Origin of the sequence: Stenotrophomonas sp. NRRL B-14846, from assembly GCF_050473585.1 — a bacterium.
GTDB lineage: Bacteria > Pseudomonadota > Gammaproteobacteria > Xanthomonadales > Xanthomonadaceae > Stenotrophomonas.
In genome coordinates, this window is record NZ_JBFLUN010000023.1 from 139,497 (window position 1) to 163,027 (window position 23,531).

The window sequence follows — 23,531 nt, forward strand, 5'->3', positions numbered from 1 at the left end:
AGGCGAATCCCCATGCGTACGACCTCCCGTTTGATCGGCCTGGGCCTGGCTGCCGCGCTGCTTGCAGCCTGTGGCAAGCAGGACACCCCGGCCGAAGCGCCCGCACCCGCCAAGGACAAGGCAACCAGTGCACTGGCCAGCAATGCGCCAGTGGAAGCAGCGCCCCTGCGTGGCACGCCGGATTTCGGCGGCACCACCCAGGTCGCGCGCGAGGCCGACGGCATCGGCAGCACCCCGGAACTGGCGGTGCTGGCGGCGTTGCAGTCGGCGGTGGCGCAGGTCAACGGCGTACGCGTGGCCAGCCAGATGCAGAGCCTGCGTGCAGGCCTGCATGTGGATGTGGATGACGAACACGTCGGCGATATCCGCGCCGACGCGTTCACCCAGCAGATGATCGCCGGCTCGCAGGGCGCGGTGCTGGGCTATGAAATCCTGTCGCAGGACGAAGTGCGGCAGCTGGACGAGGAAACCATCGCCCGCGTGCGCGCCAGCGATGAAGGCTGGAGCTTCAAGGGGTCGGCGTCCGCCAGCGCTTCCGGCGAAGCCACCGCCAAGGGTGCCGGCGGCTCGGCCAGCGTCAGGGAAAGCTACGACGAGAAGGTCAACGTTGATGCCAAGCGTGGCGCCAGCTCGTTCGACTCCGACGTGACCCATCGCAGCATGCGCAGCTACTGGAAGGTACGCGTACGTGCACAGATTGCCCAGTACCGCGCACCGGACGAGCAGGGCAAGCCGAAGATCGTGGTCGCGCTGCCGCGCACCAAGTCCGGCAGCTATGCCGTGGGCGATGGCCGCGTGAGTGCAGATGAAGTGGCCGATGCGATCCGCGCGCGCCTGTCCGACACACTGACCCAGACCCAGCGCTTCATCGTGCTGGATCGCGAGTTCGGCGACGAACTGCAGGCCGAGATCGACCACATCAACAGCGGCAACGTACGCCTGCAGGACACCGCACGCGTCGGCCAGCAGCTGGCGACCGACCTGATCCTGATCCCGACCATCGAACGCTTCGAGTACCCGCGCAGCGTGCGCAACCTGCGCATGTCTGATCGCCAGGTGACCTCGTACTCCGGTGGCGGCCGCATCACCCTGCGTTTGATCAACGCCACCACCGGCCAGGTGGTGATGTCCGACAGCTTCGATCACCAGCTGGCCTCGACCGGCCCGAGCACCCTGCCGCGCGTGGTCAACGGCCGCAACATGGCCGCGGCGATGATGGAATCGCTGTCCGGCCAGATCGGTACCACCATCGTCACCACGCTGTTCCCGGTGTCGGTGGTGTCGGTGGACGGTGACCAGGTGGTGCTGAGCCAGGGGGGCGAAACCCTGCAGGCCGGCCAGCGCTGGCAGGCCGTGCGCCTGGGCGAGGAACTGAAGGACCCGCAGACCGGCCGCTCGCTGGGCCGCAGTGAACACCCGTGCTGCACCATCCGCATCGACCGCGTCGCTGCACAGACCTCGTACGGCACCATCGAAGACGGTGTTGATGCGATGCGCGGCGGCTTCCGTCCGGGCCAGATCGAACTGCGCCAGAAGCTGGGCAGCAAGCCGGCTGCCGCCGCTGCTGGCGCAACGGCCTCGGCAGCACCGGCGGCCGCCGCGCGCCCGGCGGCCAAGCCGAAGCCCAAGGCCGCCGCGGCCCCGGCCGAAGACCCGAACTGGTAACAGGCTCAAGCAACACACCGATGGGGTCAGAGACCTTTCCCGCAGGGAAAGGGATCTGACCCCTTCTTGTTTCCGTCCGTGTCGACCAAGGTCGACACCTACCAACGGCAGCGGGAACCTGTCGAAGGCGGGGTGAGTCCGGTTGCGGGGGCGTGAGCCGCATGGATGCGGCGACCGAGCCTACATGGACGTATTTACGGCGTCCCCCGCAACCGGACCCACCCCGCCTGCCCTCAGGAAACCAGCTTTTGCTGTTGCTTCGGCCGTTGCCGTTGTTTCTGCGGGTGCAGGGCGCAGCCCTGCCGAACCCCTTACACTCCAGAAGGATTTCCCTGCTGGAGAGAGCAATGAAACGAGTGGTACTGGGCGTGCTGGCCCTGTCGGTGTCGAGCGCACTGATGGCGGCCACCCCGAAATTCGATGGCGCGCGGATCTCCGCCGACGTCAAGGAACTGGCCTCCGACGCCTACGAAGGCCGCTCGCCGGCCACCGCCGGCGAAGAGAAGACCATCGCCTATCTCAGCAAGCAGTTCGCCGACGCCGGCCTGCAGCCGGGCGGCGACCTCAAGGACGGCAAGCGCCTGTGGACCCAGGCCGTGCCGCTGCGCAAGGGCGACATCGTCGGCGCACCGCAGCTGGCGCTGCACCAGGGCGGCAAGACCGTTGCGCTGGAGCAGGGCAAGCAGATCGCCGTGCGTGCCGCCATGAACGGCGCCAGCAACGTCGACATCAGCAAGGCCCCGCTGGTGTTCCTCGGCTACGGCGTGAAGGCCCCGGAGCGCAACTGGGACGACTTCAAGGGCGTGGACCTGAAGGGCAAGATCGCTGTCGTGCTGATCAACGATCCGGACTTCGAAACCGGACAGGGTGATTTCGACGGCAAGGGCATGACCTACTACGGCCGTTGGACCTACAAGTACGAGGAAGGCGCCCGCCAGGGTGCGCTGGGCGTGCTGATCGTGCACGAGACCGCGCCGGCGTCGTATGGCTGGGCCACCGTGGCCGGTTCCAACACCAACACCATGTTCGACGTGGTACGCGACAACCCGGCCGAGAGCCATCCGCTGCTGGAAGGCTGGATCCAGCGCGACCTGGCGGTGGAGCTGTTCCGCTCCGCCGGGCAGGACTTCGAGGCGCTGAAGAAGAAGGCGCAGCAGCGCGACTTCACCCCGGTGCCGCTGACCGGTGCCAGCCTGGACGCGAAGTACGCGGTGAAGACCGAAGTGATCACCTCGCACAACGTGGCCGCACGCCTGGAGGGCAGCAGCCACCCGGACGAGACGATCATCTACAGCGCGCACTGGGACCACATCGGCGTGGGTGAACCGGACGCACGTGGCGACCGCATCTTCAACGGCGCACTGGACAATGCCAGCGGTACTGCCTCGCTGATCGAACTGGCCCGTGGCTTCGCCAAGGAGAAGCGCCCGCAGCGCTCGCTGCTGTTCCTGGCGGTCACCGCCGAGGAGAAGGGCCTGCTGGGTTCGGAGTACTACGCCACCCACCCGCTGTACCCGCTGGAAAAGACCGTGGCGGTGATCAACATGGATGGCATGGCGCCATTCGGCCCGTCGCGTGACTTCGGCATCTACGGTGCCGCGCGCTTCGAGCTGCTGGACCAGCTGAAGGACGTGGCCAAGGGCTGGGATATCCGCTACACGCCGGACCCGAAGCCGGAAGCGGGCCTGTTCTTCCGCTCCGACCACTTCCCGTTCGCCAAGCGTGGCGTGCCGGCGCTGTCCTGGTCGGCCGGCCAGGACTGGGTGGACGGTGGCGTGGCCGCAGGCAAGAAGGCCTCCGAGGACTACACCGCCAAGCGCTACCACCAGCAGGGCGACGAATGGCAGCCGGACTGGGTGTTCGCCGGTGCCGCCCGCGACCTGGAAGTGCTGTACACGCTGGGCAACCAGCTGGCCAACTCGCGCAGCTGGCCGAACTGGAGCAAGGACGAGTCGTTCCGCGCCGTGCGTGACGCCAGCGCCGACCAGCGCAGGTAAGGGCGCTCGGTAGTGCCGGCCGCTGGCCGGCAACCTTGTGATGCTTGCGGAGGTCATGGGGAGCCGGCCAGCGGCCGGCTCTACCAGAATGGCTTCCATCCCCACTTTCCCGGCCTTCGTCGCAGCCCGCTTGCTTGCCCGGCGGGCCGCCCTATGCTCGGCTCACCCCCTTCCTCCAAGGCGCCGCCGTGTTCGCCAGCCTCTCTCTCCTGATCCGCCACCTGCTGGCCTGGGCTGCCGCGCTGGTTGTCGCCGGCATGGTCTGGAGCGGCATCTTCAGCGGCATGAACGATGGCCCCGGCTGGGTCTTCGGCCTGCTGGCGATGTTCCTGATGATCTCCGCGCTGGGCAGCGCGATCACCCATGTACGACGGGTCTGGCTGGTCGCCGGACGGCTGGATTCGACCACCTTGTCCGGGCGCCAGCGCCGCCAGGTGGAACTGCCGATGGATGCCGGCCAGGCTTACGCCGTGGTGGAAGCGGCAATCGCCGAACTGCCGCGCGTCGAGGATGTGGAAAGCTCGGCCGGCAGCCTGCAGGTGCGCGCCTATGTTCGCCGCGTCGACCTCTGGAACGGCCGCCAGCCGTCGCGCTGGAACCTGCCGGCGCGGCTGGCGATCAAGCGCAACAGCGTGCTGGCCACGGTCACGCCGGGGCAGGGCACCAGCACCGTCACCCTGCTGTTCGAACCCGATGCCGGCTGGTGGGCCGACCTGCTGGCGCTGGACGAAGGCAGCAACTACGAGAACGCCGAAGCGGTCACCCGCGCGATCAGCCGCCGCGTCGCCGACCAGCGCCGTGACGAGCAGGCCGCCGCCGAACAGACCCAAGTGGAAAAGGAGCTGTCGGTGGCGCGCTTGAACCTGCTGCACGCGCAGGTGGAGCCGCACTTCCTCTACAACACGCTGGCCAATGCGCAGGTGCTGACCCGCACTGACCCGGCGCGTGCCGAGCAGATGCTGGGCCACCTCATCCAGTACCTGCGCAGCTCGTTGCCGCAGGTGGACGAATCGGTATCTACGCTGGGCGTGGAGCTGGACCGCACCCGTGCCTACCTGGAAATCCTGCGCATCCGCATGGGCGCACGCCTGGCGGTGGAAGTGCAGGTGCCGAACGAACTGCACGGCGTGCACCTGCCGGCGATGGCACTGCAGACGCTGGTGGAAAACGCGATCAAGCACGGCCTGGAACCCAAGCCCGGCGGTGGCACGATCTGGATCCTGGCGCGCGGCTTCGATGACCACGTGACCGTGACCGTGGCCGACGATGGGCTCGGCTTCGGCCAGGGCACCAGCGGTACCGGCATCGGCCTGAAGAACCTGCGCGAACGCCTGCGCCTGACCTGCGGCGAGCAGGCCGGCGTGGCGATCGTCGCCAACTTCCCCAGCGGCGTGGCCGCGACCATGACCCTGCCGCAGTCGCACAAGGAGCGCAGCCATGCCGCTTGAAGCCCTGATCGCCGAAGACGAAGAACTGCTGCGGCAGTCACTGGTGGAGCAGCTGGGCCGGCTGTGGCCGGACCTCAAACTGGTGGCCGAGTGCGAGGACGGTGCCAGCGCGCTGGAGCAGCTGGCCGAGAAGCAGCCGGACATCGCCTTCCTCGACATCCGCATGCCCGGCATCAGCGGCATCGAGGTCGCGCGCTCGCTGTCCGAACTGAGCCCGCGCACCCAGGTGGTGTTCGTCACCGCCTACGACCAGTACGCCATCGATGCGTTCGAGCAGGGCGCGATGGATTACCTGTTGAAGCCGGTCAGCGACGAGCGCCTGCTGGCCACCCGCGAGCGCATCCTGTCGCGGCTGCCATCAACGCGCCAGGACGATGCCGTGCTGGAGCGCCTGCTGCAGCGGCTGGGCCCATCGCAGGGCGCAGCGGAGCGTCCGCCGCTTGCCTGGATCACCGCCAGCAACGGCCGCGAGACGCAGCTGATCATGCTGGAAGACGTGGCCTACTTCCGCGCCGACAACAAATACACCACCGTGGTCACCGCCGCCGGCGAAAGCCTGCTGCGCACACCGCTGCGTGAGCTGCTGGAAGTGCTCGATCCGCAGCACTTCCGCCAGATCCATCGCTCCACCATCGTCAACATGAAGGCGGTGGCGGCGGTGAGCCGCGACGATACCGGGCGCGGCGTGCTGCGCCTGCGCCGGCGCACGGAAACACTGGTGGTCAGCCAGCCGTTCATGAGCCTGTTCCGCGGCATGTAGCCGCAGCAGCATCGCCCTTGCACCGAGGAACGAACATGCCCCGACTGTTGATTGCGTGCGTCGTCGTGCTGGCGCTTGCCGGCTGCGAAAAATCCCGCAATACCTCGATCACCCGCACCCAGGCCAACGGCGTGGATACGCTGTACAGCAAGGGCACCGTCGTCGATGGCGAGGCACGCTTCCAGTGCATTGCCAGCAGCAGTGGCGCCTGCCACTACCTGGTGCTTGATCCGGCCTGCAGCCCTGACGCGGCGTGTGCCACGCCGCCGCTGCGCCGGTTCGCGGTGGCAGTGGGAAAGACCGAGGCCATGCGTGGCCTGCCCAACGGCTTCCGCCAGTGCGTCAGCCAGGACCCGATAGAACAATGCCACCGTGAGTGATCACGGTGGCATTGTGGGTCCCCCCGCTTCCCTGAAGGGTCAGTAGGCAGGTTGCAGCGTCAGGTCATGGTGGTGTTCGGTCTCGCCCACATGGTTGAGGCGGCCGACCAGTTCGGAGTGCTGCTTCATGCGCCCGATCTCGGTCATGATGCGGATGTCTTCATGGCGCAGTTCGCGCTTGGCAGTGACCGCCTGCTTGTAGTCCAGCACTTCCGGGTAGTGCTCGGCCAGGTCCAGCGCCTCGGCCACGTGCTCGACGCTGTCAGCCTTGGAACTGATGCGGGCGCGGCTGTTGAAGGCCTTCATCCAGCGCTCGAAACCGGCGGTACGGTCGAACATGTTGGCCATGAACCAGATCACGAACAGGATCGAGATCCACGAACCGAACACCACGACCACGCGGGTGAAGGTGATGTGGTAATCGTCGCGCCACAGGTAGTTGGTGATCAGGCCGAGGATCAGCAGCGAGGCCGCCTGCCAGCCGACGATCGAGGCGATCAGCCATTGGCACTTGGCCTGGGCCAGCACAGCCACTTCATCGCGGATCTGCTGCTCGCTGAGGCTGCGCCAGTGCGCGACCTGTTTTTCGAACGGGCTGCTGTAGAGCTCGTTGTCGCGAAGCAGTAGTCCCAAACCCTTGAACAAAGCAATCATGGCTGGCTCCTTGTGGAACGTGCGTCGATCAGCGTTGGACGGTGTGGCGGGTTCAGTTCTAGCACTTCCAGCGAGCCGTGCAATGGGCGCAATGCCAAGCGGCGTAAGGGTTTTGTCTGAATGGGTGAATCTTGGTGCGGCGCAGCATCGTGGTCGCAGCCTGCGACAGGATGTCGCAGGGTGAAACGTGCTGCGGCTGCACATGGAACCGTGGCTGAGCGCGGATACTCGCCGCCGCCGTCGTGATCGCCCAGAATCGGGGGCGACCGCGCAACCTGCGGCCGTTCTTCCGCCTTTCCTGGACCTGCGATGCCGGCTCTGCTGCAGCGACTCTCCCGCCCCGTCACCGCGCCGATCCGGCGCTGGGTACTGGAGGCCTTCCCGCGTGGCCAGAGCGGCATCGACTACGACCATCCGCAGGGCGACCCGGGCTGGTTCGGCCCGGACAGCGTGACCTGGCGGTTGCATGCCGAATTCCCCTCGATGCTCGCCGGTGGCCTCTGCGCGCTGATGCTGCAGACCCTGCACCCGCGCGCGCTGGCCGGGGTCTATGACCACTCCAATTTCCGCCAGGACCTGGTGGGTCGCCTGCGCCGCACCACGGCCTTCGTTGCCGGCACCAGCTATGCGCCCAGCGGCGAGGTGGAGGCGCTGGTGGCCAAGGTGCGCCGCATCCATGCGCAGATCCGCGGGCAGACCGCGCAGGGCGAACCCTACGCCGCCGATGATCCGCAGCTGCTGACCTGGGTGCATGTGACCGAGGCGTTCGGGTTCCTGCAGGGCTTCCGGCGCTACGGACGCGAGGTGCCGGCGCACATCGCCGACCGCTACTACGACGAGTACCGCTGCGTGGCCGAAGCGCTGGGCGCGGTGGACGTGCCGCGCAGCGAAGCGGAAGTGGCGGCGTACTTCTGTGCGCGGCAGCCGGAGCTGCGCGTCGACGAGCGCTCGCGCGAGGTGCTGGAGGTACTGTCCGGGGTGCGCCTGCCGGTACCGGTGCCGGGGCTGTCGCGCGAAGTGTTCCTGGGTGCGGGCGCGGCACTGCTGCCGGACTGGGCCGAAGGCATGCTTGAACGCAGTGCGCGCCAGCGCGCGCAGGCGTCGGCGTCGGCGAAGCTGATGCAGGGCATGGCGCCACTGTTCCGTCGCGCGCTGCCCGATGGCCTGGCCAGCCGCGCCTGTGCGCGCATGGGCGTGCCGGTGGTGGTGTTGCGCGAGTGGCCTGCGGTTGCCCGGTAGGTGCCAACCTTGGTTGGCACGCGTTGCGCGCAAGGCTTCATCCACGCATGGCGTGGAACTACTACTACCAATGCGTACCTGTCCGGGAAGGTCAGCAGATCCACGCCATGCGTGGATGCCTGAAGCCTGCCAACCAAGGTTGACCGCTACCCGGAAATGAAACGGGCGCCTTGCGGCGCCCGTTCCGGTTACATCACCACACCTTGACCCGCTTGTCCGGGGCCAGGTACAGCTTCTGGCCTTCCTTTACTTCGAAGGCCGGGTACCAGGCGTCGATGTTGCGCACGGTCAATGCGCGGAACTGGCCCGGTGCATGCACATCGGTCAGCAGCGAATTGCGCAGCGCCTGCTCGCGGCTCTTGCTGCGCCACGCCTGGGCGAAGCCGAGGAAGAAGCGCTGGTCTGGGGTGAAGCCTTCCAGGGTCTGGCCCGGCTTGCCCTGCAGCGACAGCTGGTAGGCATCGTAGGCGGTACCCAGGCCAGCCACGTCGGCGATGTTCTCGCCCAGGGTCAGCTTGCCGTTCACGTGCACGCCGGGGAACGGCTCGTAGCTGCTGAACTGCGCGGCCAGCGCATCACCGGCAGCATTGAACTGCTTCAGGTCCTCGGCGGTCCACCAGTTGTGCAGCTTGCCGATCTCGTCGAACAGGGCGCCGGCGTTGTCGAAGCCGTGGCTGATCTCGTGGCCGATCACCGCGCCGATCGCACCGTAGTTCACCGCGTCGTCGGCCGCACCGTCGAAGAACGGCGGCTGCAGGATCGCAGCCGGGAACACCAGGCGGTTTTCCAGCGGCACGTTCATCGCATTGATGGTCTGCGGCAGCATCGCCCACTCGCTGTGGTCGACCGGCTTGCCCAGCTTGGCGATGTTGCGCTGATACTCGAACAGCTCGGCGCGCTGTGCATTGCCCAGCGGGTCATCACGGCGGATCTCAAGGCCGGTGTAGTCGCGCCACTTTTCCGGATAGCCCATGCCCACGGTCAGGCCGTTGACCTTGGCCTTGGCATGCGCCTTGGTCTGCGGCGACATCCACGACAGTGCATCGATACGCTTGGCGAAGGCGGCGATGATGTTCTTCGCCATCTCGTCCGCACGCTCCTTGGTCTTCGCGTCGAAGTGCTTCTCGACGTAGCGCTTGCCGATCGCTTCGCCGACCGCATGGTTGGCATCGTCCACCGCGCGCTTCCAGCGGTCGCTCTGCTGCGGCGTGCCGCTCAGCGCGGTGCCGTGGAAGGCGAAGCGGGCATCGGCGAACTTCTTCGGCAGGTAGGCGGCGGCGCGATCCAGCGCGTGGAAGGCCAGGTAGTCCTTCCAGGCGTCCAGCGGCTCGGTGGCGACCAGCCTGGACAGGCCGGCCACGGCCTTGGGCTGCCACACGATGAAGTCCTGCTGGTTGCCCAGCGCGGCCGCATCGAGGAAAGCGTTCCAGTCCATGCCCGGTGCCTTCGCAGCGAAGTCGGCCTGGGTCCACGGATTGGCACCCTTGGTCACGTCGTTGGTTTCTTCCTGGGTGGCGTGCGCCTGCGCGATCTTCGTTTCCAGCGCCAGGATGCGCTGCGCCTTGCCGGCCGGGTCGGCGACGCCGGCCAGCTGCAGCATCTGCGCGATGTAGGCCTGGTACTGCTTGCGCAGTTCGGCCATGCGGCCATCGCCCAGGTAGAAATCACGATCGGGCATGCCCAGGCCGCCCTGCACCAGGTACGGCGCGGTGCGGTCGGGCTGCAGCATGTCCACCGACACCCACAGGCCGAACAGGCGGTCGGTGTAGAAGTTGGTGGCGTTGAGCAGGTCGACGTCGGCGCGCAGGTCGCCACCCAGGGCACGGGCCAGCCCGGCCTTGTCGGCGATCGCATCGATGGCCTTCAGCTGCGGCTGCACCGGCGCAAGACCGTGCTGCTCGATGCCAGCTTCGTCCATGTAGGCGGCGTAGTAATCGCCGATCAGCTTGTCGTCACCGCTGGCCTGGGTGTTGCCGGCGGCGCCTTCAAGGATCGCGCGGGTATCGGCCAGGGTCTTCTCGGCGATGACGTTGAAGCTGCCGAAGCGCGAACGGTCGGCCGGAATCTCGGTGTTCTTCACCCAGGTGCCGTTGGCGAAGCCGAAGAAATCATCGCCGGCGGCGATGCTGCGGTCCATGCCGCTGGCATCGAAGCCGAAACTGCCCAGCATCGGCTTGGCCGCAGCGGGTGCGGCATCGGCCGGCGCGGTGGCACCGGCGGCCGGGTCGGCCGGGCGGTCACAGGCGGCCAGGGACAGGCTGGCAACGATGGCCAGCGCCAGGGTGGGACGGCGCAGCTTGGACATGGACTTCTCTTGCAGCGGAAAACCCCAAGTCTAATCCGCTCCAGCGCCACTGGCCGCCCCCCTGGGCGGCCCGCCCTGTGCAGGATCTGGCTGAACGCGGAGACGCGATCTTCACGCCGTCACCGGGGTGGTGCATGCTGGACCCTGGAGCCCTGCGCGGACACGGGGAGGTGGCCATGCAGGACGGGGTCAGGCGTCAAGAATGGCGTCCGCCGGCCGTTGAGGTCGGGGACGTGGAGGATTCGTTCGCGCATGAAGCCAGCCGACTGCACAAGGAAGATCAACCGATGCCCGCGCTGAAACGGGCGTTGGCCCGGCCGCTGCGCGCCATTACCTGGGGCGGGGTGTTGCTGGGCATTCTGCTGGTGGCCGGGTTGACCACCATGCTGGCCAACGACCACCACCGCCGCCTGGAGGCCGCACAGCGCCAGAGCCGTGCACTGGCGGTGGGCAGCGAGCGCCTGCTGGCGCTGGAGCTGCGCAACCTGGAGCGGGCGATGTCCGGCATCGCCGCCGATGCCGTTGAAGTGTTCCGCAGCGTGCCGGCACAGGCGCCGGCGCTGCTTGATGCCTCCATCGGCGGCGTGCTGCGCCGGCATGCCGAGCTGCACAGCATCGTGGTGCTGGACAGCTATGGCCGCGCCCTGACGGCCGGCAAAGGTGACCTGAACCTGCCGCTGTGGACCGACCCGCAGCGCCGCGGCCAAGGCAGCGCGCTGTACATCGGCCCGCCGCAGCGGGCCAGTGATGGCGGCTGGGTGGTTCCGCTGGCGCTGCCGATGGCCGGCGACCGCTGGCTGCTGGCGCGGCTGCGCTGTGGCGAACTGCAGCGCATCGTCGGCGGCCTCGATGTCGGCCCCAACGGACTGGTCTCGATCAGCGACGCCGAGGGCTACATGCTGGCCCGCGTGCCCGATCCACACGGCACGGTGGGCCGCCGCTACGATCTGCCGCGCCGTGACCTGCTCGGCAAGCAGGCGGTGGTCGAGCTGGGCAGCCTGCCCGGCGCCGTCGACGGCGTGCCGCGCATCATCACCATCAGCACGCTGGAACGCAGCCCGCTGGCGGTGCAGGTCGGCTTGGCCGACGAAGACGTACTGGCGCCGTGGTGGCCGTACCTGCAGGCGTCGGTGGCGATCGTACTGGCCTACATCGCGGTGTTGCTGGTGCTGCTGTACGCGGTGCGCCGCAGCACCCGCAGCCAGCAGGCGATGGCCGAGGAGCTGAAGGCAGGCCACGCCGAGCTGCGCCTTGCACACCAGGTCGGGCGCGTCTGTACCTGGTACGTGGACGAGGATGCCGCACTGCTGCGCTGGTCACCGCTGGCGCGCGAGATCTTCGGGGTGCAGACCGATGCCCTGCCGGTTGCCGATTTCTTCGCACGCGTGCATCGCGATGATGCCGCGCGCCTGCAGCAGGCCTTTGACCAGGCCTTCGCCGGCAGCGCCGTGCTCGACCAGGTGTTCCGCCTGGTACTGCCCGGGGGCGAGGTGCGCTGGGTGGGCGCGCGTGGCCAGCGGGTGGAAGTGGCCGACAGCGAGCGGCGCATGATCGGTGCGCTGACCGACCTGAGCGAGCGCTACCAGGCGCGCGAACAGGTGAGCGAGGTGGAACGCCGCTTCCGCCTGTTGTTCGACCGCAACCCGGCGCCGTTCTGGGTGTTCGACCCGGATACGCTGCGCTTCATCGAGGTCAACGATGCGGCGGTGCGCCAGTACGGCTACAGCCGCGACGAGTTCCTGGCGATGAGCATCCTCGACATCCGCCCGCGCGAAGGCTGGGATGAGGTGAAAGGTGCGATCGCCAAGGCCCGCGTTGGCGAGCTTCAGGACGCCACCGTGCGCCTGCACCGGCGCAAGGACGGCAGCGTGTTCGAAGTGCGCGCCCACCTGTCCAGGCTCGATTTCGACGGACAGCCCGCGTGCCTGGTGCTGGCCGAGGATGTCAGCGAACGGTTGGCCTACGAGCGTGACCTGGCCTACCAGGCGCGGCACAACCCGGCCACCGGCCTGCTCAACGTGCGCGCCCTGACCGAACAGCTGGACGAGCAGCAGGAGGGCTACACCATCGCCTTCGTGCAGCTGCGCGGCCTGCAGCTGGTGGCCGATACGCTGGGCCGCGAGATCGGCGATGCGGTGCTGCAGTCGATGGCGACCCGGCTCGGTGGCCTGGGTGCGCGCTGCGGCACGCTGGCATTCCAGCCGGCGGAAGACTTCGTGTTCGCCATCGGTGCCGAGCACGATACCCAGCGCGTGCTGGACGACCTGCTGCAGATCGTGTCTGCGCCGATGCGCGGCAAGGATTCGCTGCACCAGTTCGAGCCGCGCATCGGCGTGGCCGTGCACATCGCCGGTGACGGCCACAGCGCCGAGCAGGTGATCGGCATGGCTGCACAGGCCGCGCACGCGGCGCGCGCCGAGGGCAACGTGGTGGTCTGGTTCGACGCGGCGGTGACCACGCGCCTGGCCGATCGCCTGCGCCTGGCCGGGCGCATCCACGCCGCCATCGACAACGAATTCCAGCTGTATTTCCAGCCGATCCGGCATGCCAGCGATGGCAGCCCGGCTGCGCTGGAGGCCCTGCTGCGCTGGCCGCAGGCCGACGGCAGCTTCATTCCGCCCAACGAGTTCATCCAGCTGTGCGAGGACACCGGGCTGATCCTGGCGCTGGGCCGCTGGGTGATCCGCGCGGCGGCGAAGGCGCAGCGTCGACTGGTCGAGGCCGGTTGGGGTGAGCTGCCGATCGCGGTGAATGTATCGGCGGTGCAGTTCTTCAACAGCGACCTGGTGGCCGAGTTCACCCGCGCCCAGCAGGAGTTCGGCCTGGCCCGCGGTGCGCTGCACGTGGAATTGACCGAGAGCAGCCTGATGCGAAAGCCGGCGCAGGCGATGCAGACCATGCAGCGCCTGCACGAGCAGGGCATCAGCGTGTCGCTGGATGATTTCGGCACCGGTTATTCCAGCATGTCGTACCTGCAGCACCTGCCGCTGGACATCCTGAAGATCGACCGCAGCTTCGTCGCCGACGTGGAAACCAATCCGCGCAATGCCTCGATCTGCCGCGCGCTGCTGTCACTGGGCCACAGCATGGGCCTGACCATCATCGCCGAGGGCGTGGAAACGCCGGGGCAGCTGGACTGGCTGGCTGCGCACGGCTGCGACCAGGTGCAGGGCTACCTGTTGGGGCGGCCGGCGCCGCTGGAACGGATCATCGACGCGCTGGATGAAGTGGCCGCCTAAGTGGTAGTGCCGGCCGCTGGCCGGCATTCGCCCAGGACCGGGATGTGTTGGATTGCCGGCCAGCGGCCGGCACTACCGGCAGGCGCCAGACTCGGCTATACCCCGGCTTCCACCAGATGGTCGATGAAACTGCGCACCTTCGGTGCCAGGTGGCTGCGGCTGGTATAGACCGCGAAGATGCCGATCGGCGAGGCCTCCCACTCGGGCAGTACACGCACCAGTCGGCCGTCGGCCAGTGCGTCTTCCAGCAGGAAGTCGGGCTGCAGGATCACGCCCATGCCGGCGATCGCCGCTTCGCGCAGCACGTCGCCGTTGTTGGCGTGCAGCAGGCTGCTCACCGAGACCTTTACTTCGCCGCCCGGCCCCTGCAGCGGCCAATGGTCACCCGCGGCCCAGTAGCTGTAGCTCAGGCAGGCGTGGGCCTGCAGCTCCTGCGGCGTCTGTGGCGTACCGCGTGCGGCCAGGTAGGCCGGCGCGGCGCACAGGCTCACCCGCGATTCGCCCAGGCGGCGCGCGATCAGCGTCGGCCCGGGCTCGCGGGTGATGCGGATGGCCACGTCGTAGCCTTCCTCGACCATGTCCACCAGGCGGTCGGACAGGGCCAGGTCCAGTTCCACCTGCGGGTAGCGTTCGCGGTAGCTGGCCAGCAACGGGCCGAGGCGGGCGATGCCCCAGCTGACCGGTGCGTTGATGCGCAACGTGCCGGAGGGCTCCAGCGCCTGCGCCCCGATGCTGGCCTCCAGTGCGTCGAACTCGGCCAGCAGGCGCACGCACTGGGCGTAGTAGGCGGCGCCGGCACTGGTCGGGCTGACCCGGCGCGTGGTGCGGTGGAGCAGGCGGGTGGACAGGCGCTTTTCCAGCGCGGCGACCTGGCGGGTGACGCCGGCGGTGGACATGTCCAGGGCCTGGGCGGCGGCACTGAAGCCGTTGCGCTCGACCACCGCCACGAACACGCGCATCGCCTCGAGGGTGTCCATTGTTGCGCCTTTTGAAATAAATACGGTCAATCCATCGTATTTATTGGCTCGCGGGGGCGCAATAACCTGTGCCCACTCCCTTCAAGGTGTTTCCCCATGCACACCACGACCGCTCCTGTTTCGCCGCTGGCCCCGTACGGCGCCACCCTGCTGCGCCTGGCCCTGGGCGTGCTGTTCCTGGTGCATGCGCTGACCAAGCTGCTGGTATTCACCCCGGCCGGTACGGCGGCGTTCTTCGAGTCGCTGGGCCTGCCCGGCGTGCTCGGCTACCTCACCATCGGCGTCGAGCTGGTGATCACCGTCGCGCTCCTGCTGGGCATCTACGCCCGCTGGGTGGGCCTGGTCGGCGTGCCGCTGCTGCTGGGCACCATCGTCACCGTGCATGGCGCCAACGGCTTCGGTTTCGCCAATGCCGGTGGTGGCTGGGAATACCCGGCGTTCTGGGCACTGGCGCTGGTGGTGCTGTTCCTGGTCGGCGACGGCAAGTGGACCCTGCGTTCGCGCTGATCGCCGCCTGACCCTGCAACTGGAGAATTCCATGTCCCGCCTGCCTTCGCTGTACATCTCCCATGGTTCGCCGATGACCGCCCTGCATCCGGGCCAGGTCGGCGTGCGCCTGGCCGAGTTGGCGCGCGACCTGCCGACGCCGCGCGCCATCGTGATGGCCTCGGCGCACTGGCTGGGCCGGCAGCCGCTGGTCGGCGCGCATCCGCAGCCACCGACCATCCACGACTTCGGCGGCTTCCCGCGCGCGCTGTTCGAACTGCAGTACCCGGCGCCGGGCGATCCGGCGCTGGCCGAAGAGGTGGCCGGCCGCATCGCCGCCGCTGGCCTGCCGGTGGCACTCGACCCGCAGCGTGGCCTCGACCACGGTGCCTGGGTGCCGCTGCGGCTGCTGCGCCCGCAGGCCGACATCCCGGTGGTGCCGGTGTCGATCCAGCCGATGCTCGGCCCCGAGCACCAGTTCGCGCTCGGCCGCGCGCTGGCACCGCTGCGCGAGCAGGGCGTGCTGCTGGTCGGCTCGGGCAGCATCACCCACAACCTGCACGACTGGGGCGACTACCAGGACGGCAAGGAAGCGCCGTACGTGCGGCCCTTCATCGAGTGGGTGGAGCAGCGCCTGGCCGCCGATGACCGCCAGGCCCTGCTGGATTACCGCCGGCAGGCGCCGTTCGCCGAACGCGCGCACCCGACCGACGAGCACCTGCTGCCGCTGTTCTTCGCGATGGGCGCGGCCGGCGAGGGCGGCTTCGGTGCACGCCGCATCGACGCCGGCATCGATGCCGGCTTCCTTGCCATGGATCTGTACCGCTTCGACGGGGCATGAGCCGGGGCTGACGCGCGACGGCCCCGGCCGTCGCGGTCATGGCCGCATGTGGTAGTTTTTTCCGGGTTTCCGGCGCTGGCCCTCGAGCCTCCCCGCGCGCCGCTTCCTGGAAGAAGCATGCATACCATTGAAGTCGTCCTGGCGATGCTGGTGGCCGTTGTCGCCAGCGGCTACCTGGTTCGCGTCCTCCCGTTCTCGTTGCCGCTGCCGCTGGTGCAGATCGGCCTGGGCGCGGTGATCGCCGGCGTGTTCAACCGCGGCCATGCGCTGGAGCCGGAGGTGTTCTTCCTGCTGTTCCTGCCGCCGCTGCTGTTCCTCGATGGCTGGCGCATCCCCAAGCAGGGCCTGTTCCGCGACAAGGGCGCGATCCTCGAGCTGGCGTTCGGCCTGGTGGTGTTCACCGTGATCGGCGCCGGCCTGCTGATCCACTGGATGATTCCGGTGATGCCGCTGGCGGTGTGCTTCGCGCTGGCGGCCATCGTGTCGCCGACCGACCCGGTGGCGGTCGGGGCGATCGCCTCCAAGGCACCGATCCCCAAGCGACTGATGCACATCCTGGAAGGCGAGTCGCTGCTCAACGATGCGTCCGGCCTGGTCTGCTTCCGTTTCGCGGTGGCGGCGGTGATGACCGGCTCCTTCTCGCTGGCAACGGCCTCGCTGACCTTCCTGTGGGTGGCGGTGGCCGGCCTTGCCGTGGGCGTGGCGGTCACCCTCGGCGTGTCCACGTTCCAGCGCTGGTTGTGGCGCCGCTTCGGCGAAGAGCCGGGTGCCGCGATGCTGGTCAACCTGCTGATCCCGTTCGCGGCCTATCTGCTGGCCGAAGAAATCCATGCCTCGGGCATCCTCGCCGCAGTCGCCGCCGGTATCGCGATGAGCTACGTCGAGCTGACCGGCCGTGTTTCCGGCAGCATGCGCGTGCAGCGTGCGGGGGTCTGGAACATGCTGCAGTTCAGCTTCAACGGCATCATGTTCGTGCTGCTCGGCGAGCAGTTGCCGGGCATCGTCGAACGCGCAACCACCACCATGAACGAGTCCGGCCACCAGAGTGCGTGGTGGCTGGTGGTGTACGTGGTGGTGATCAATCTGGCGTTGATCACCTTGCGCCTGTTGTGGGTATGGCTGTCGCTGCGCTGGAACCTGCTGCGCGCGCGCCGCCGCGGCCTGGAGCGGGGCGAGGCGCCGAACTGGCGCATCGTGGTGGCGACCTCGGTGGCCGGCGTGCGCGGCGCGATCACCCTGGCCGGTGTGTTGACCCTGCCGCTGTTCCTGCCCGATGGCAGTGCGTTCCCGGCGCGCGACCTGGTGATCTTCCTGGCCGCGGCGGTGATCCTGTTCTCGCTGATCGGCGCCAGCGTGGCGCTGCCGCAGCTGCTGAAGGGCCTGCAGCTGCCAGCCGATTCGGGCGAGCGCAAGGAAGAGGACCTGGCACGCAAGCTGTCCTCCAAGGCCGCGCTGGCCGGGGTCGAACGCATGCGCCAGCAGCTGGTGATGAACCAGAACACCGAGAACGTGCAGCTGTACAACGATGCTGCCTCGCGGGTGAGCCTGCTGTACCAGCGGCACCTGGAGAAGGACAACGACGGGCCCGACGTGGACCCGGAGAAAGTGCGGCGCATGGAACTGGGTTACCGCCAGCTGCGCAGCGCGGGCCTGAATGCCGAGCGCGAGGAACTGTTCCGGCTGACCCGGCGCGGGGTGATCTCCGACGAGATCTCGCGGCGCCTGATCCGCAACCTGGACCTGCTGGAATCGCGCAAGCGCGAATGACCAGCGTACATCCGTAGAGTCGAGCCATGCTCGACTGCTCTTGCCCCCGGCGTCATGAACCCGGAACGGAAAGCAGTCGAGCATGGCTCGACTCTACAAAAGCCACTTATTCCGGCTTCGTTTCCAGGAAATACGCCTCGACCTTGCCCTTGACCTTGATGGTCATCGGGTTGCCGCGGCGGTCGCGGGCCTTGCCGGCCTGCACGCGGATCCAGCCTTCGCTGACCGAGTATTCCTCGACGTTGTCGCGCTCGACGTCGTTGAAACGCACGCCGACGCCGCGCTCCAGCGCCTGCGCATCATGGAAGGGGCTGGCCGGGTTGATCGCCAGGTGGTCGGGAGGGGTATCGCTCATCGCTTCGTTCACAGTGACGGCCACCAAGGCCGGCTTCAGCGGCACAGGATAAACCGTAGAATGCCGGCCTGCCCCAGAGGAAGTTCCGCCATGCCCGACAACAGCGACTATTTCGACTTCGAGGAAGACATCCACGACTTCGACGAGGAGGGCTTCGAGGCGCGGGTCTGGAACCTGCTGGTGCTGATCAACCCGGGCGACGAAGAGCTGGCCCTGCAGCAGTTCAACCGCTGGCGCGAGCACCTGGCCGAGGACGGGCAGCCGCTGGAAGCGGACAGCGACTGGCTGCCGGCGCTGTTCACGGCCATTGCCTGGCAGTCCGGTTTCGAGGTCGAGCGTGACGACCTGGAATCGCTGCAGTCGGCGGTGAACGAGCTGTCGGCGCGCTTCAACCTGCAGCTGGACTGGGGCGGCGACCTGGACGACGAGGACTTCACCGAAGACCTGGACGGCGTGCAGCTGATGTCCACCGCCTTCGACCGCCTGCGCGAGCACAACTACACGCTGTGGAGCGTGGATGCCGGCAGCGACGGCTTCACCGGCGTGATGGCGCTGACCCGCGACGACGACGCGATGCTGGCGCTGTGCTCGCTGCTGAACGTGGAAATCCGGCTGGGCAGCGACCCGTTCTGAGCAGGGCAGGTGGGTGCGGAGCCCGCCTATGGGGGGATGCCAACCTTGGCAAGTGATAGCCCCACCCAGCGCGCAAGCGGTAGCCACCCACGGCTGCCTACGGCCGGTATTGCGCCCTGGCGTTGGCGATCACTGCTTTGACCAGCTCGCGGTCGGCGTGCCGGGAAATCGCCCGCGCACCGAGCGCGATCGCCTGCGCGCGCAGCTCGGCAGTGACATCGTAGTGGGCGCCGCTGGCCTTGTTCTGGAAGGCCCGCGGGGGAATGCCGAGCTGCGCCGCCATCGCGTGCAGCTCGGCCAGGGTGTCGGCCATCAGGTGCGCCCAGCGCTGTCCGCGCCAGGGATGCACCGCGTCATCGACGTAGACCGTCACCGCCGCGGCCGGTTCAGGCCTGCGGCTTGCTGTCGCTGTCAGCGGCCGGGGTGGCCTCGGCAGCGGCGTCTTCGGCCACGTCGCCCTCGGCGGCTTCGCCTTCCTCGGCCTCTGCAGCGTCGACGCCTTCGAACTCGGCGACCAGCTTGTCCAGGTACTCGTCAGCGGTCTGCTCGGATTCGGCGGCCAGGGTGTCCAGCAGCTTCTGCAGCAGTTCGGAGTACTCCAGGTTGACCTTGCGGCCTTCCTTCTCCTGCACGTTGGCCAGGTGCTTGAGCATGGCCAGCATCGGCACCGGGTTCTCGGCGTTGCCCATGGTCTGGCCGCCGATGGCCAGCAGCCACTCACGGCCCTGCAGGCCGATGGCCGCAACCACCTGGCCGTCTTCGTTGGTCAGCACGGCATGGTTCTGCACCTGCTGCTGGGCGTTCAGGCGGAGGAACGGGCGCTTGGCCTGCTGCTTCTTGCGCTTGTCGCGCTTGGCCTTGGAGTTCTGGGACATGGGGTGGGGTCACCTGGAAACGGAAAGACCACCATTGTAGCGGCCGCGTGCAGGTGGGGTCAGATCCCTTTCCCGTGGAAAGGGATCTGACCCCGATTCAGCGCGCCGGCCCCTGCGCGGCCTGCACGTCCGGGTCGGCGGCGGGGGCCGACAATCCCACCTGCGGGCCGGCACCGGCCAGGGCGGCCGCTTCGGCGGCCTGGGTCATCACCACGATGCTGATGCGGCGGTTGATCGGGTTCTGCGGGTCGGCCTTGTCGAACAGCACCGACGAAGACAGGCCGACCACGCGGGTGATCTTGCTGTCCTCCAGGCCACCGTCCACCAGTGCGCGCCGTGCGGCGTTGGCACGATCGGCGCTCAGTTCCCAGTTGCCGTAGCCGCGCGCGGCCGAATAGGCGGTGATGTCGGTGTGGCCGGTCAGGCTGATCCGGTTCGGCACGTGGTTCAGGTAGTTGGCCAGCTCGTGCAGGATCTGCTGCGTATAGGGCTTCAGCGTGGCGCTGCCGAGGTCGAACATCGGCCGGTTCTGCTTGTCCACGATCTGGATGCGCAGGCCTTCCGGGGTCAGGTCCAGCAGCAGCTGGTCCTTGAACGGCTCCAGTGCCTGGCTCCTGCTGATCGCTTCCTGCAGTTCCTTCATCAGCGCTTCCAGCTGCTGCTTGTCGCGCTGCTGCTGGTCCACCGGCTGCGGCACCGCTTCCTTCTGGTTCTGGAAGGGATCGTTGCTGCTGCCCCGCGAGATGTCGGTGGCACCACCCAGCTTGATCATCGAGGTGCTGGCGCCACCCGGGCCGGCCATGCCGGGCGCCGGCGTGGCGTTCTGCCCGCTCAGCGGGCTGGGGTTGCGGAAGTACTCGGAAATGGCCGCACGGTCGTTCTTGTTGGTGGTGGCCATCAGCCACAGCACCAGGAAGAACGCCATCATCGCGGTCACGAAGTCGGCATAGGCCACCTTCCACGAACCGCCATGATGGGCGGCGTGGCCGGCTTTCTTGACCCGGCGGACGATGACGGTGGGCTTGGTCTCGGCCATGGCTTACTTGACCGTCTTCAGGTGCTGCTCGAAATCGGAGAAGGCCGGACGCACGTTCGACGGCAGCGTCTTGCGGGCGAATTCCAGCGCGATCTTCGGGTTGTAGCCACGCAGGCAGGCCAGCAGGGCGGTCTTCACCGATTCGTAGATGCGGCTATCCTGCTCGGCGCGCGCTTCCATGGCGGCGGCCATCGGGCCGACGAAGCCGTAGCCCAGCAGGATGCCCAGGAAGGTGCCGACCAGCGCGCCGGCCACGTGGCCACCGACCTCGACGATGTCACCGCCGATCGAGCCCATGGTGATGACGATGCCGAGCACCGCCGCGACGATGCCGAAACCGGGCAGTCCGTCGGCGACCTTGGTCAGCACCTGCGACGGTGCCATTGCCTCGGCATGGTGCTTTTCCAGCTCCAGTTCCAGCAGCGGCTCCAGCTCGTGCGGCTCGATGTTGCTGCCGATCATCAGGCGCAGGCAGTCGGTGATGAAGTCGATCAGGTGGTGGTCGGCCTGCACCTTGGGGTAGTTGCCGAACAGCGCGCTCTCGGCCGGCCGCTCCACATGGTCTTCCAGCGCCATGAAGCCTTCGCGGCGGGCCTTGTTGAGCAGTTCATAGAGCAGGCTGAGGACATCGATGTAGTCCTGCTGCTTGTAGCGCGGGCCCTTGAACACGCCGACCATGGCCTGCAGGGTCTGCTTGACCGTCTTGGCCGGGGTGCCGACCAGGAAGGCGCCGAGCGCGGCGCCGCCGATGATGACCAGTTCGTAGGGCTGCCAGAGGGCACCCAGGCGGCCGTGGGCACCGAGGTAGCCCCCGATCACGCTGATGATGACGACCAGGAATCCAACGATGATGAGCATGGGGCGACGCAAGGAGAGGGGATATCTCCTTGTCGGCCCGTCGCCCGGTTTTCTGAAGAGGGAATTCTGTGAAATCGGTCAGCGGGGTGTTTCAGCCCGCCACGCCGCTTTCGGCGCCGCCACGCTGCAACGGGTCGGGCCAGGGCTCGCCATTGCCGGTGAACGAAAGTGAGACGGAGTTCAGGCAGTGGCGCTCGTAGGTGGGCGGCGGACCGTCCGGGAACACGTGGCCCAGGTGGCTGCCGCAGCGCGCGCAGGTGATCTCGGTGCGCACCATGCCATGGCTGGTATCGCGGATCTCGCGCACGTGCGCCGGGTCGAACGGGGCGAAGAAGCTGGGCCAGCCGGTACCGGAATCGAACTTGGTGCTGGAGCGGAACAGCGGCAGCGCGCACAGCCGGCAGCAGTAGACGCCCTCGCGCTTGTTGTCGAGGAACACCCCGCAGAACGGCGCTTCGGTGCCGTGCTGCAGCAGTACGCGGCGCTCTTCGCTGCTGAGGCCGGCAATCAGCGCCTCGGTCTGGGTGGCGGTGGGGGGCGTCAGGTCGAAGGCAGTCATGCCGGCTCTCCGTGGGGTCGATGGCCTGGGGATGCCGGAAAACGTGGGGGTGCCGGCGCGCGCTTGCAAGTGTGACGGCCGTTCATGGGCGGCACACAGGTACAGGCGCAAGGTGAATGTGATCCACGCCGGAGCGTGCCATGAGACCGACCCTTCCCCTGCTGTTGATGGCCCTGTTGCCCGCATTGGCGCTGGCCCAGGTGCCTACCGCCGACCCCACCGCCACCCGCAGTGCGACCACCGTGGCACCGGCGCCGGTGGTACCGCCGCCGCAGGCCGCCCGCCCGCAGCCGCAGGTGTTGCCGTCGCCGCAGCCGGCGCAACCGATCAAATCCACCGGTCCGGCCCCGATCGCACCCGTCCCGGCGCCGAAGCCGGCCGACAAGGTGTACGACCGCAATGGCCGTATCGTCCCCGGTGTGCGCCCGGCCGGTCCGAACCGCGTGTTCGATTCGCGCACCGGCCGCTATTACGACAGCGTGCCGGCCGGCGATGGGCAGCAGATCAAGCGTTGACCTCGGATGCCAGGCAAGGTTGGCAGCCACCACACGCTGTACGGCCTGAACGCACGAAAACAACGTCCTGCCGATCACTGCTTTTTCGCCTGCGATTAACCGTTCCGGGACCACCGTGGCCCTGCGCCGGCATTCCGCCGCCGCATGTCCTTCGTCCACTGGATCGCGATCATGAAAAACCAGCAGAACCGTCATCCCGGCAAGGAACCGCAGGGCCGCAACCCGCAGCAGCAACAGCAGCAGCAGATGGAGCCGCAGCAGCCGCACAAGGGTGGCAAGCAGCAGGAACAGCGTTCGCAGAAACACCCGCAGCAGCGCTGACGGAATCGGGGTCAGAGCCCGCGTTGCGTGAACTGACCCCTCGCAGCCCCCCGGCCGGGGTCGGATCCCGCACAGCGGGCTCCGACCCCAACCCTTTCCGGTCTCAATCCGGAATCGGCAGGCTCAGTGTCTCCTTCACCTCTTCCATCACGATGTAGCTCTTCGACTCACGCACATGCGGCAGTGTCAGCAAGGTGCTGCCGAGCAGCTTGCGGTAGGAGGCCATCTCGCTGATCCGCGCCTTCAGCAGGTAATCGAAGTCGCCCGACACCAGATGGCACTCCAGCACGTTGGGCAGCTTCAGGGCGGCGCGCCGGAACTCCTCGAAGATGTCACCGGACTTGTAGGCCAGGCTGATCTCCACGAACACCAGCAGGCTGGCCTTCACCGCTGCCGGGTCGAGGTGGGCGTGGTAGCCGGTGATCACCGCTTCGCGCTCGAGCCGGCGCACGCGCTCGGTGCACGGGGTGGTGGACAGCCCGACCCGCTCACCCAGTTCGGTGAAGGAAATACGGCCCTCGGCCTGCAGGATGCGCAGGATCTTGCGGTCGATCTTGTCCAGTTCGCGGGTACGGGTGGCCATCGCCGTCAACCTTGGGGAATGAATTGCAGGAGAACATC

23 protein-coding genes are annotated in these 23,531 nt (G+C 67.8%); 13 read left to right on the top strand and 10 right to left on the bottom strand.

The window, feature by feature from the left end; translation table 11 throughout:
* The first annotated feature begins 12 nt into the window (after positions 1-12).
* The 5 genes from AB1281_RS22485 (at position 13) to AB1281_RS22505 (ending at position 6,250) form a co-directional block, all read left to right on the top strand.
* Positions 13-1,665 carry a CsgG/HfaB family protein gene (locus AB1281_RS22485; RefSeq protein ID WP_430347097.1) on the top strand — a complete coding sequence of 551 codons (1,653 nt, stop codon included), beginning with the start codon at positions 13-15 and terminating at the stop codon, positions 1,663-1,665.
* Positions 1,666-2,012: 347 nt separating this feature from the next.
* On the top strand, positions 2,013-3,662 hold the full coding sequence (locus tag AB1281_RS22490) for a M28 family metallopeptidase (RefSeq protein WP_430347098.1): 1,650 nt from the start codon (positions 2,013-2,015) through the stop codon (positions 3,660-3,662).
* 188 nt (positions 3,663-3,850) lie between these two features.
* Complete coding sequence (locus AB1281_RS22495; RefSeq protein ID WP_164119093.1) at positions 3,851-5,110, top strand: sensor histidine kinase; 1,260 nt, start codon at positions 3,851-3,853, stop codon at positions 5,108-5,110.
* Complete coding sequence (locus tag AB1281_RS22500) at positions 5,100-5,870, top strand: LytR/AlgR family response regulator transcription factor (protein ID WP_430347099.1); 771 nt, start codon at positions 5,100-5,102, stop codon at positions 5,868-5,870. The genes AB1281_RS22495 and AB1281_RS22500 overlap by 11 nt, the downstream gene beginning before the upstream one ends.
* Positions 5,871-5,905: 35 nt before the next feature.
* The gene (locus AB1281_RS22505) at positions 5,906-6,250 is read left to right on the top strand and encodes a hypothetical protein (RefSeq protein WP_014035824.1); all 345 of its coding nucleotides are present in this window, start codon (positions 5,906-5,908) and stop codon (positions 6,248-6,250) included.
* Between the two features lie 39 nt (positions 6,251-6,289).
* Here the strand turns inward: AB1281_RS22505 and AB1281_RS22510 are convergent, their stop codons facing one another.
* Positions 6,290-6,904 carry a hypothetical protein gene (locus AB1281_RS22510; protein ID WP_014035825.1) on the bottom strand — a complete coding sequence of 205 codons (615 nt, stop codon included), beginning with the start codon at positions 6,902-6,904 and terminating at the stop codon, positions 6,290-6,292.
* Between the two features lie 309 nt (positions 6,905-7,213).
* On the opposite strand from AB1281_RS22510, the gene AB1281_RS22515 reads away from it, so the two are divergent.
* A complete protein-coding gene (locus tag AB1281_RS22515) occupies positions 7,214-8,143 on the top strand; it encodes an oxygenase MpaB family protein (protein WP_430347100.1) in 930 nt (309 codons plus the stop codon).
* A gap of 193 nt (positions 8,144-8,336) precedes the next feature.
* On the opposite strand, the gene AB1281_RS22520 is transcribed toward AB1281_RS22515, so the two are convergent.
* The gene (locus tag AB1281_RS22520) at positions 8,337-10,448 is read right to left on the bottom strand and encodes a M13 family metallopeptidase (protein WP_430347101.1); all 2,112 of its coding nucleotides are present in this window, start codon (positions 10,446-10,448) and stop codon (positions 8,337-8,339) included.
* A 176-nt stretch (positions 10,449-10,624) separates the two neighbouring features.
* On the opposite strand from AB1281_RS22520, the gene AB1281_RS22525 reads away from it, so the two are divergent.
* Entirely contained in the window at positions 10,625-13,687 is a 3,063-nt protein-coding gene (locus tag AB1281_RS22525; RefSeq protein WP_430347102.1) for a bifunctional diguanylate cyclase/phosphodiesterase, read from the top strand.
* 95 nt (positions 13,688-13,782) lie between these two features.
* Here AB1281_RS22525 and AB1281_RS22530 read toward each other — a convergent pair whose 3' ends face one another.
* Positions 13,783-14,664 carry a LysR family transcriptional regulator gene (locus tag AB1281_RS22530; protein WP_014035829.1) on the bottom strand — a complete coding sequence of 294 codons (882 nt, stop codon included), beginning with the start codon at positions 14,662-14,664 and terminating at the stop codon, positions 13,783-13,785.
* A 96-nt stretch (positions 14,665-14,760) separates the two neighbouring features.
* On the opposite strand from AB1281_RS22530, the gene AB1281_RS22535 reads away from it, so the two are divergent.
* The 3 genes from AB1281_RS22535 (at position 14,761) to AB1281_RS22545 (ending at position 17,758) form a co-directional block, all read left to right on the top strand.
* Positions 14,761-15,171, top strand: coding sequence for a DoxX family protein (locus AB1281_RS22535; RefSeq protein ID WP_075675478.1), 411 nt, complete (start codon positions 14,761-14,763; stop codon positions 15,169-15,171).
* Positions 15,172-15,202: 31 nt separating this feature from the next.
* Positions 15,203-15,991 carry a dioxygenase family protein gene (locus AB1281_RS22540; protein ID WP_049424806.1) on the top strand — a complete coding sequence of 263 codons (789 nt, stop codon included), beginning with the start codon at positions 15,203-15,205 and terminating at the stop codon, positions 15,989-15,991.
* Between the two features lie 117 nt (positions 15,992-16,108).
* Complete coding sequence (locus AB1281_RS22545) at positions 16,109-17,758, top strand: Na+/H+ antiporter (protein WP_014035832.1); 1,650 nt, start codon at positions 16,109-16,111, stop codon at positions 17,756-17,758.
* A 106-nt stretch (positions 17,759-17,864) separates the two neighbouring features.
* Here the strand turns inward: AB1281_RS22545 and AB1281_RS22550 are convergent, their stop codons facing one another.
* A complete protein-coding gene (locus tag AB1281_RS22550; protein WP_012509930.1) occupies positions 17,865-18,113 on the bottom strand; it encodes a DUF3297 family protein in 249 nt (82 codons plus the stop codon).
* Between the two features lie 90 nt (positions 18,114-18,203).
* On the opposite strand from AB1281_RS22550, the gene AB1281_RS22555 reads away from it, so the two are divergent.
* A complete protein-coding gene (locus tag AB1281_RS22555; protein WP_014035834.1) occupies positions 18,204-18,746 on the top strand; it encodes a DUF6630 family protein in 543 nt (180 codons plus the stop codon).
* Between the two features lie 97 nt (positions 18,747-18,843).
* On the opposite strand, the gene AB1281_RS22560 is transcribed toward AB1281_RS22555, so the two are convergent.
* From AB1281_RS22560 to msrB, 5 genes are all read right to left on the bottom strand, one after another.
* Positions 18,844-19,119, bottom strand: coding sequence for a DUF4031 domain-containing protein (locus tag AB1281_RS22560; protein WP_004153991.1), 276 nt, complete (start codon positions 19,117-19,119; stop codon positions 18,844-18,846).
* Between the two features lie 13 nt (positions 19,120-19,132).
* Positions 19,133-19,621 (bottom strand): hypothetical protein, encoded by a 489-nt coding sequence (locus tag AB1281_RS22565; RefSeq protein ID WP_430347103.1) that lies wholly within the window; start codon positions 19,619-19,621, stop codon positions 19,133-19,135.
* Between the two features lie 97 nt (positions 19,622-19,718).
* A complete protein-coding gene (gene motB / locus AB1281_RS22570) occupies positions 19,719-20,657 on the bottom strand; it encodes a flagellar motor protein MotB (protein WP_430347104.1) in 939 nt (312 codons plus the stop codon).
* A 3-nt stretch (positions 20,658-20,660) separates the two neighbouring features.
* The gene (gene motA, locus AB1281_RS22575; RefSeq protein ID WP_005407915.1) at positions 20,661-21,515 is read right to left on the bottom strand and encodes a flagellar motor stator protein MotA; all 855 of its coding nucleotides are present in this window, start codon (positions 21,513-21,515) and stop codon (positions 20,661-20,663) included.
* Between the two features lie 91 nt (positions 21,516-21,606).
* Positions 21,607-22,074 carry a peptide-methionine (R)-S-oxide reductase MsrB gene (msrB, locus tag AB1281_RS22580; RefSeq protein ID WP_005415117.1) on the bottom strand — a complete coding sequence of 156 codons (468 nt, stop codon included), beginning with the start codon at positions 22,072-22,074 and terminating at the stop codon, positions 21,607-21,609.
* A 140-nt stretch (positions 22,075-22,214) separates the two neighbouring features.
* Between msrB and AB1281_RS22585 the strand changes: the two genes are divergently transcribed.
* Both AB1281_RS22585 and AB1281_RS22590 read left to right on the top strand, forming a co-directional pair.
* Entirely contained in the window at positions 22,215-22,589 is a 375-nt protein-coding gene (locus AB1281_RS22585) for a classical arabinogalactan protein 4 (RefSeq protein ID WP_430347105.1), read from the top strand.
* 144 nt (positions 22,590-22,733) lie between these two features.
* Entirely contained in the window at positions 22,734-22,910 is a 177-nt protein-coding gene (locus AB1281_RS22590) for a hypothetical protein (protein WP_049441350.1), read from the top strand.
* A 103-nt stretch (positions 22,911-23,013) separates the two neighbouring features.
* Here the strand turns inward: AB1281_RS22590 and AB1281_RS22595 are convergent, their stop codons facing one another.
* Positions 23,014-23,493, bottom strand: a complete 480-nt coding sequence (locus AB1281_RS22595) for an Lrp/AsnC ligand binding domain-containing protein (RefSeq protein WP_004140558.1) — start codon at positions 23,491-23,493, stop codon at positions 23,014-23,016.
* Positions 23,494-23,531: the final 38 nt, after the last annotated feature.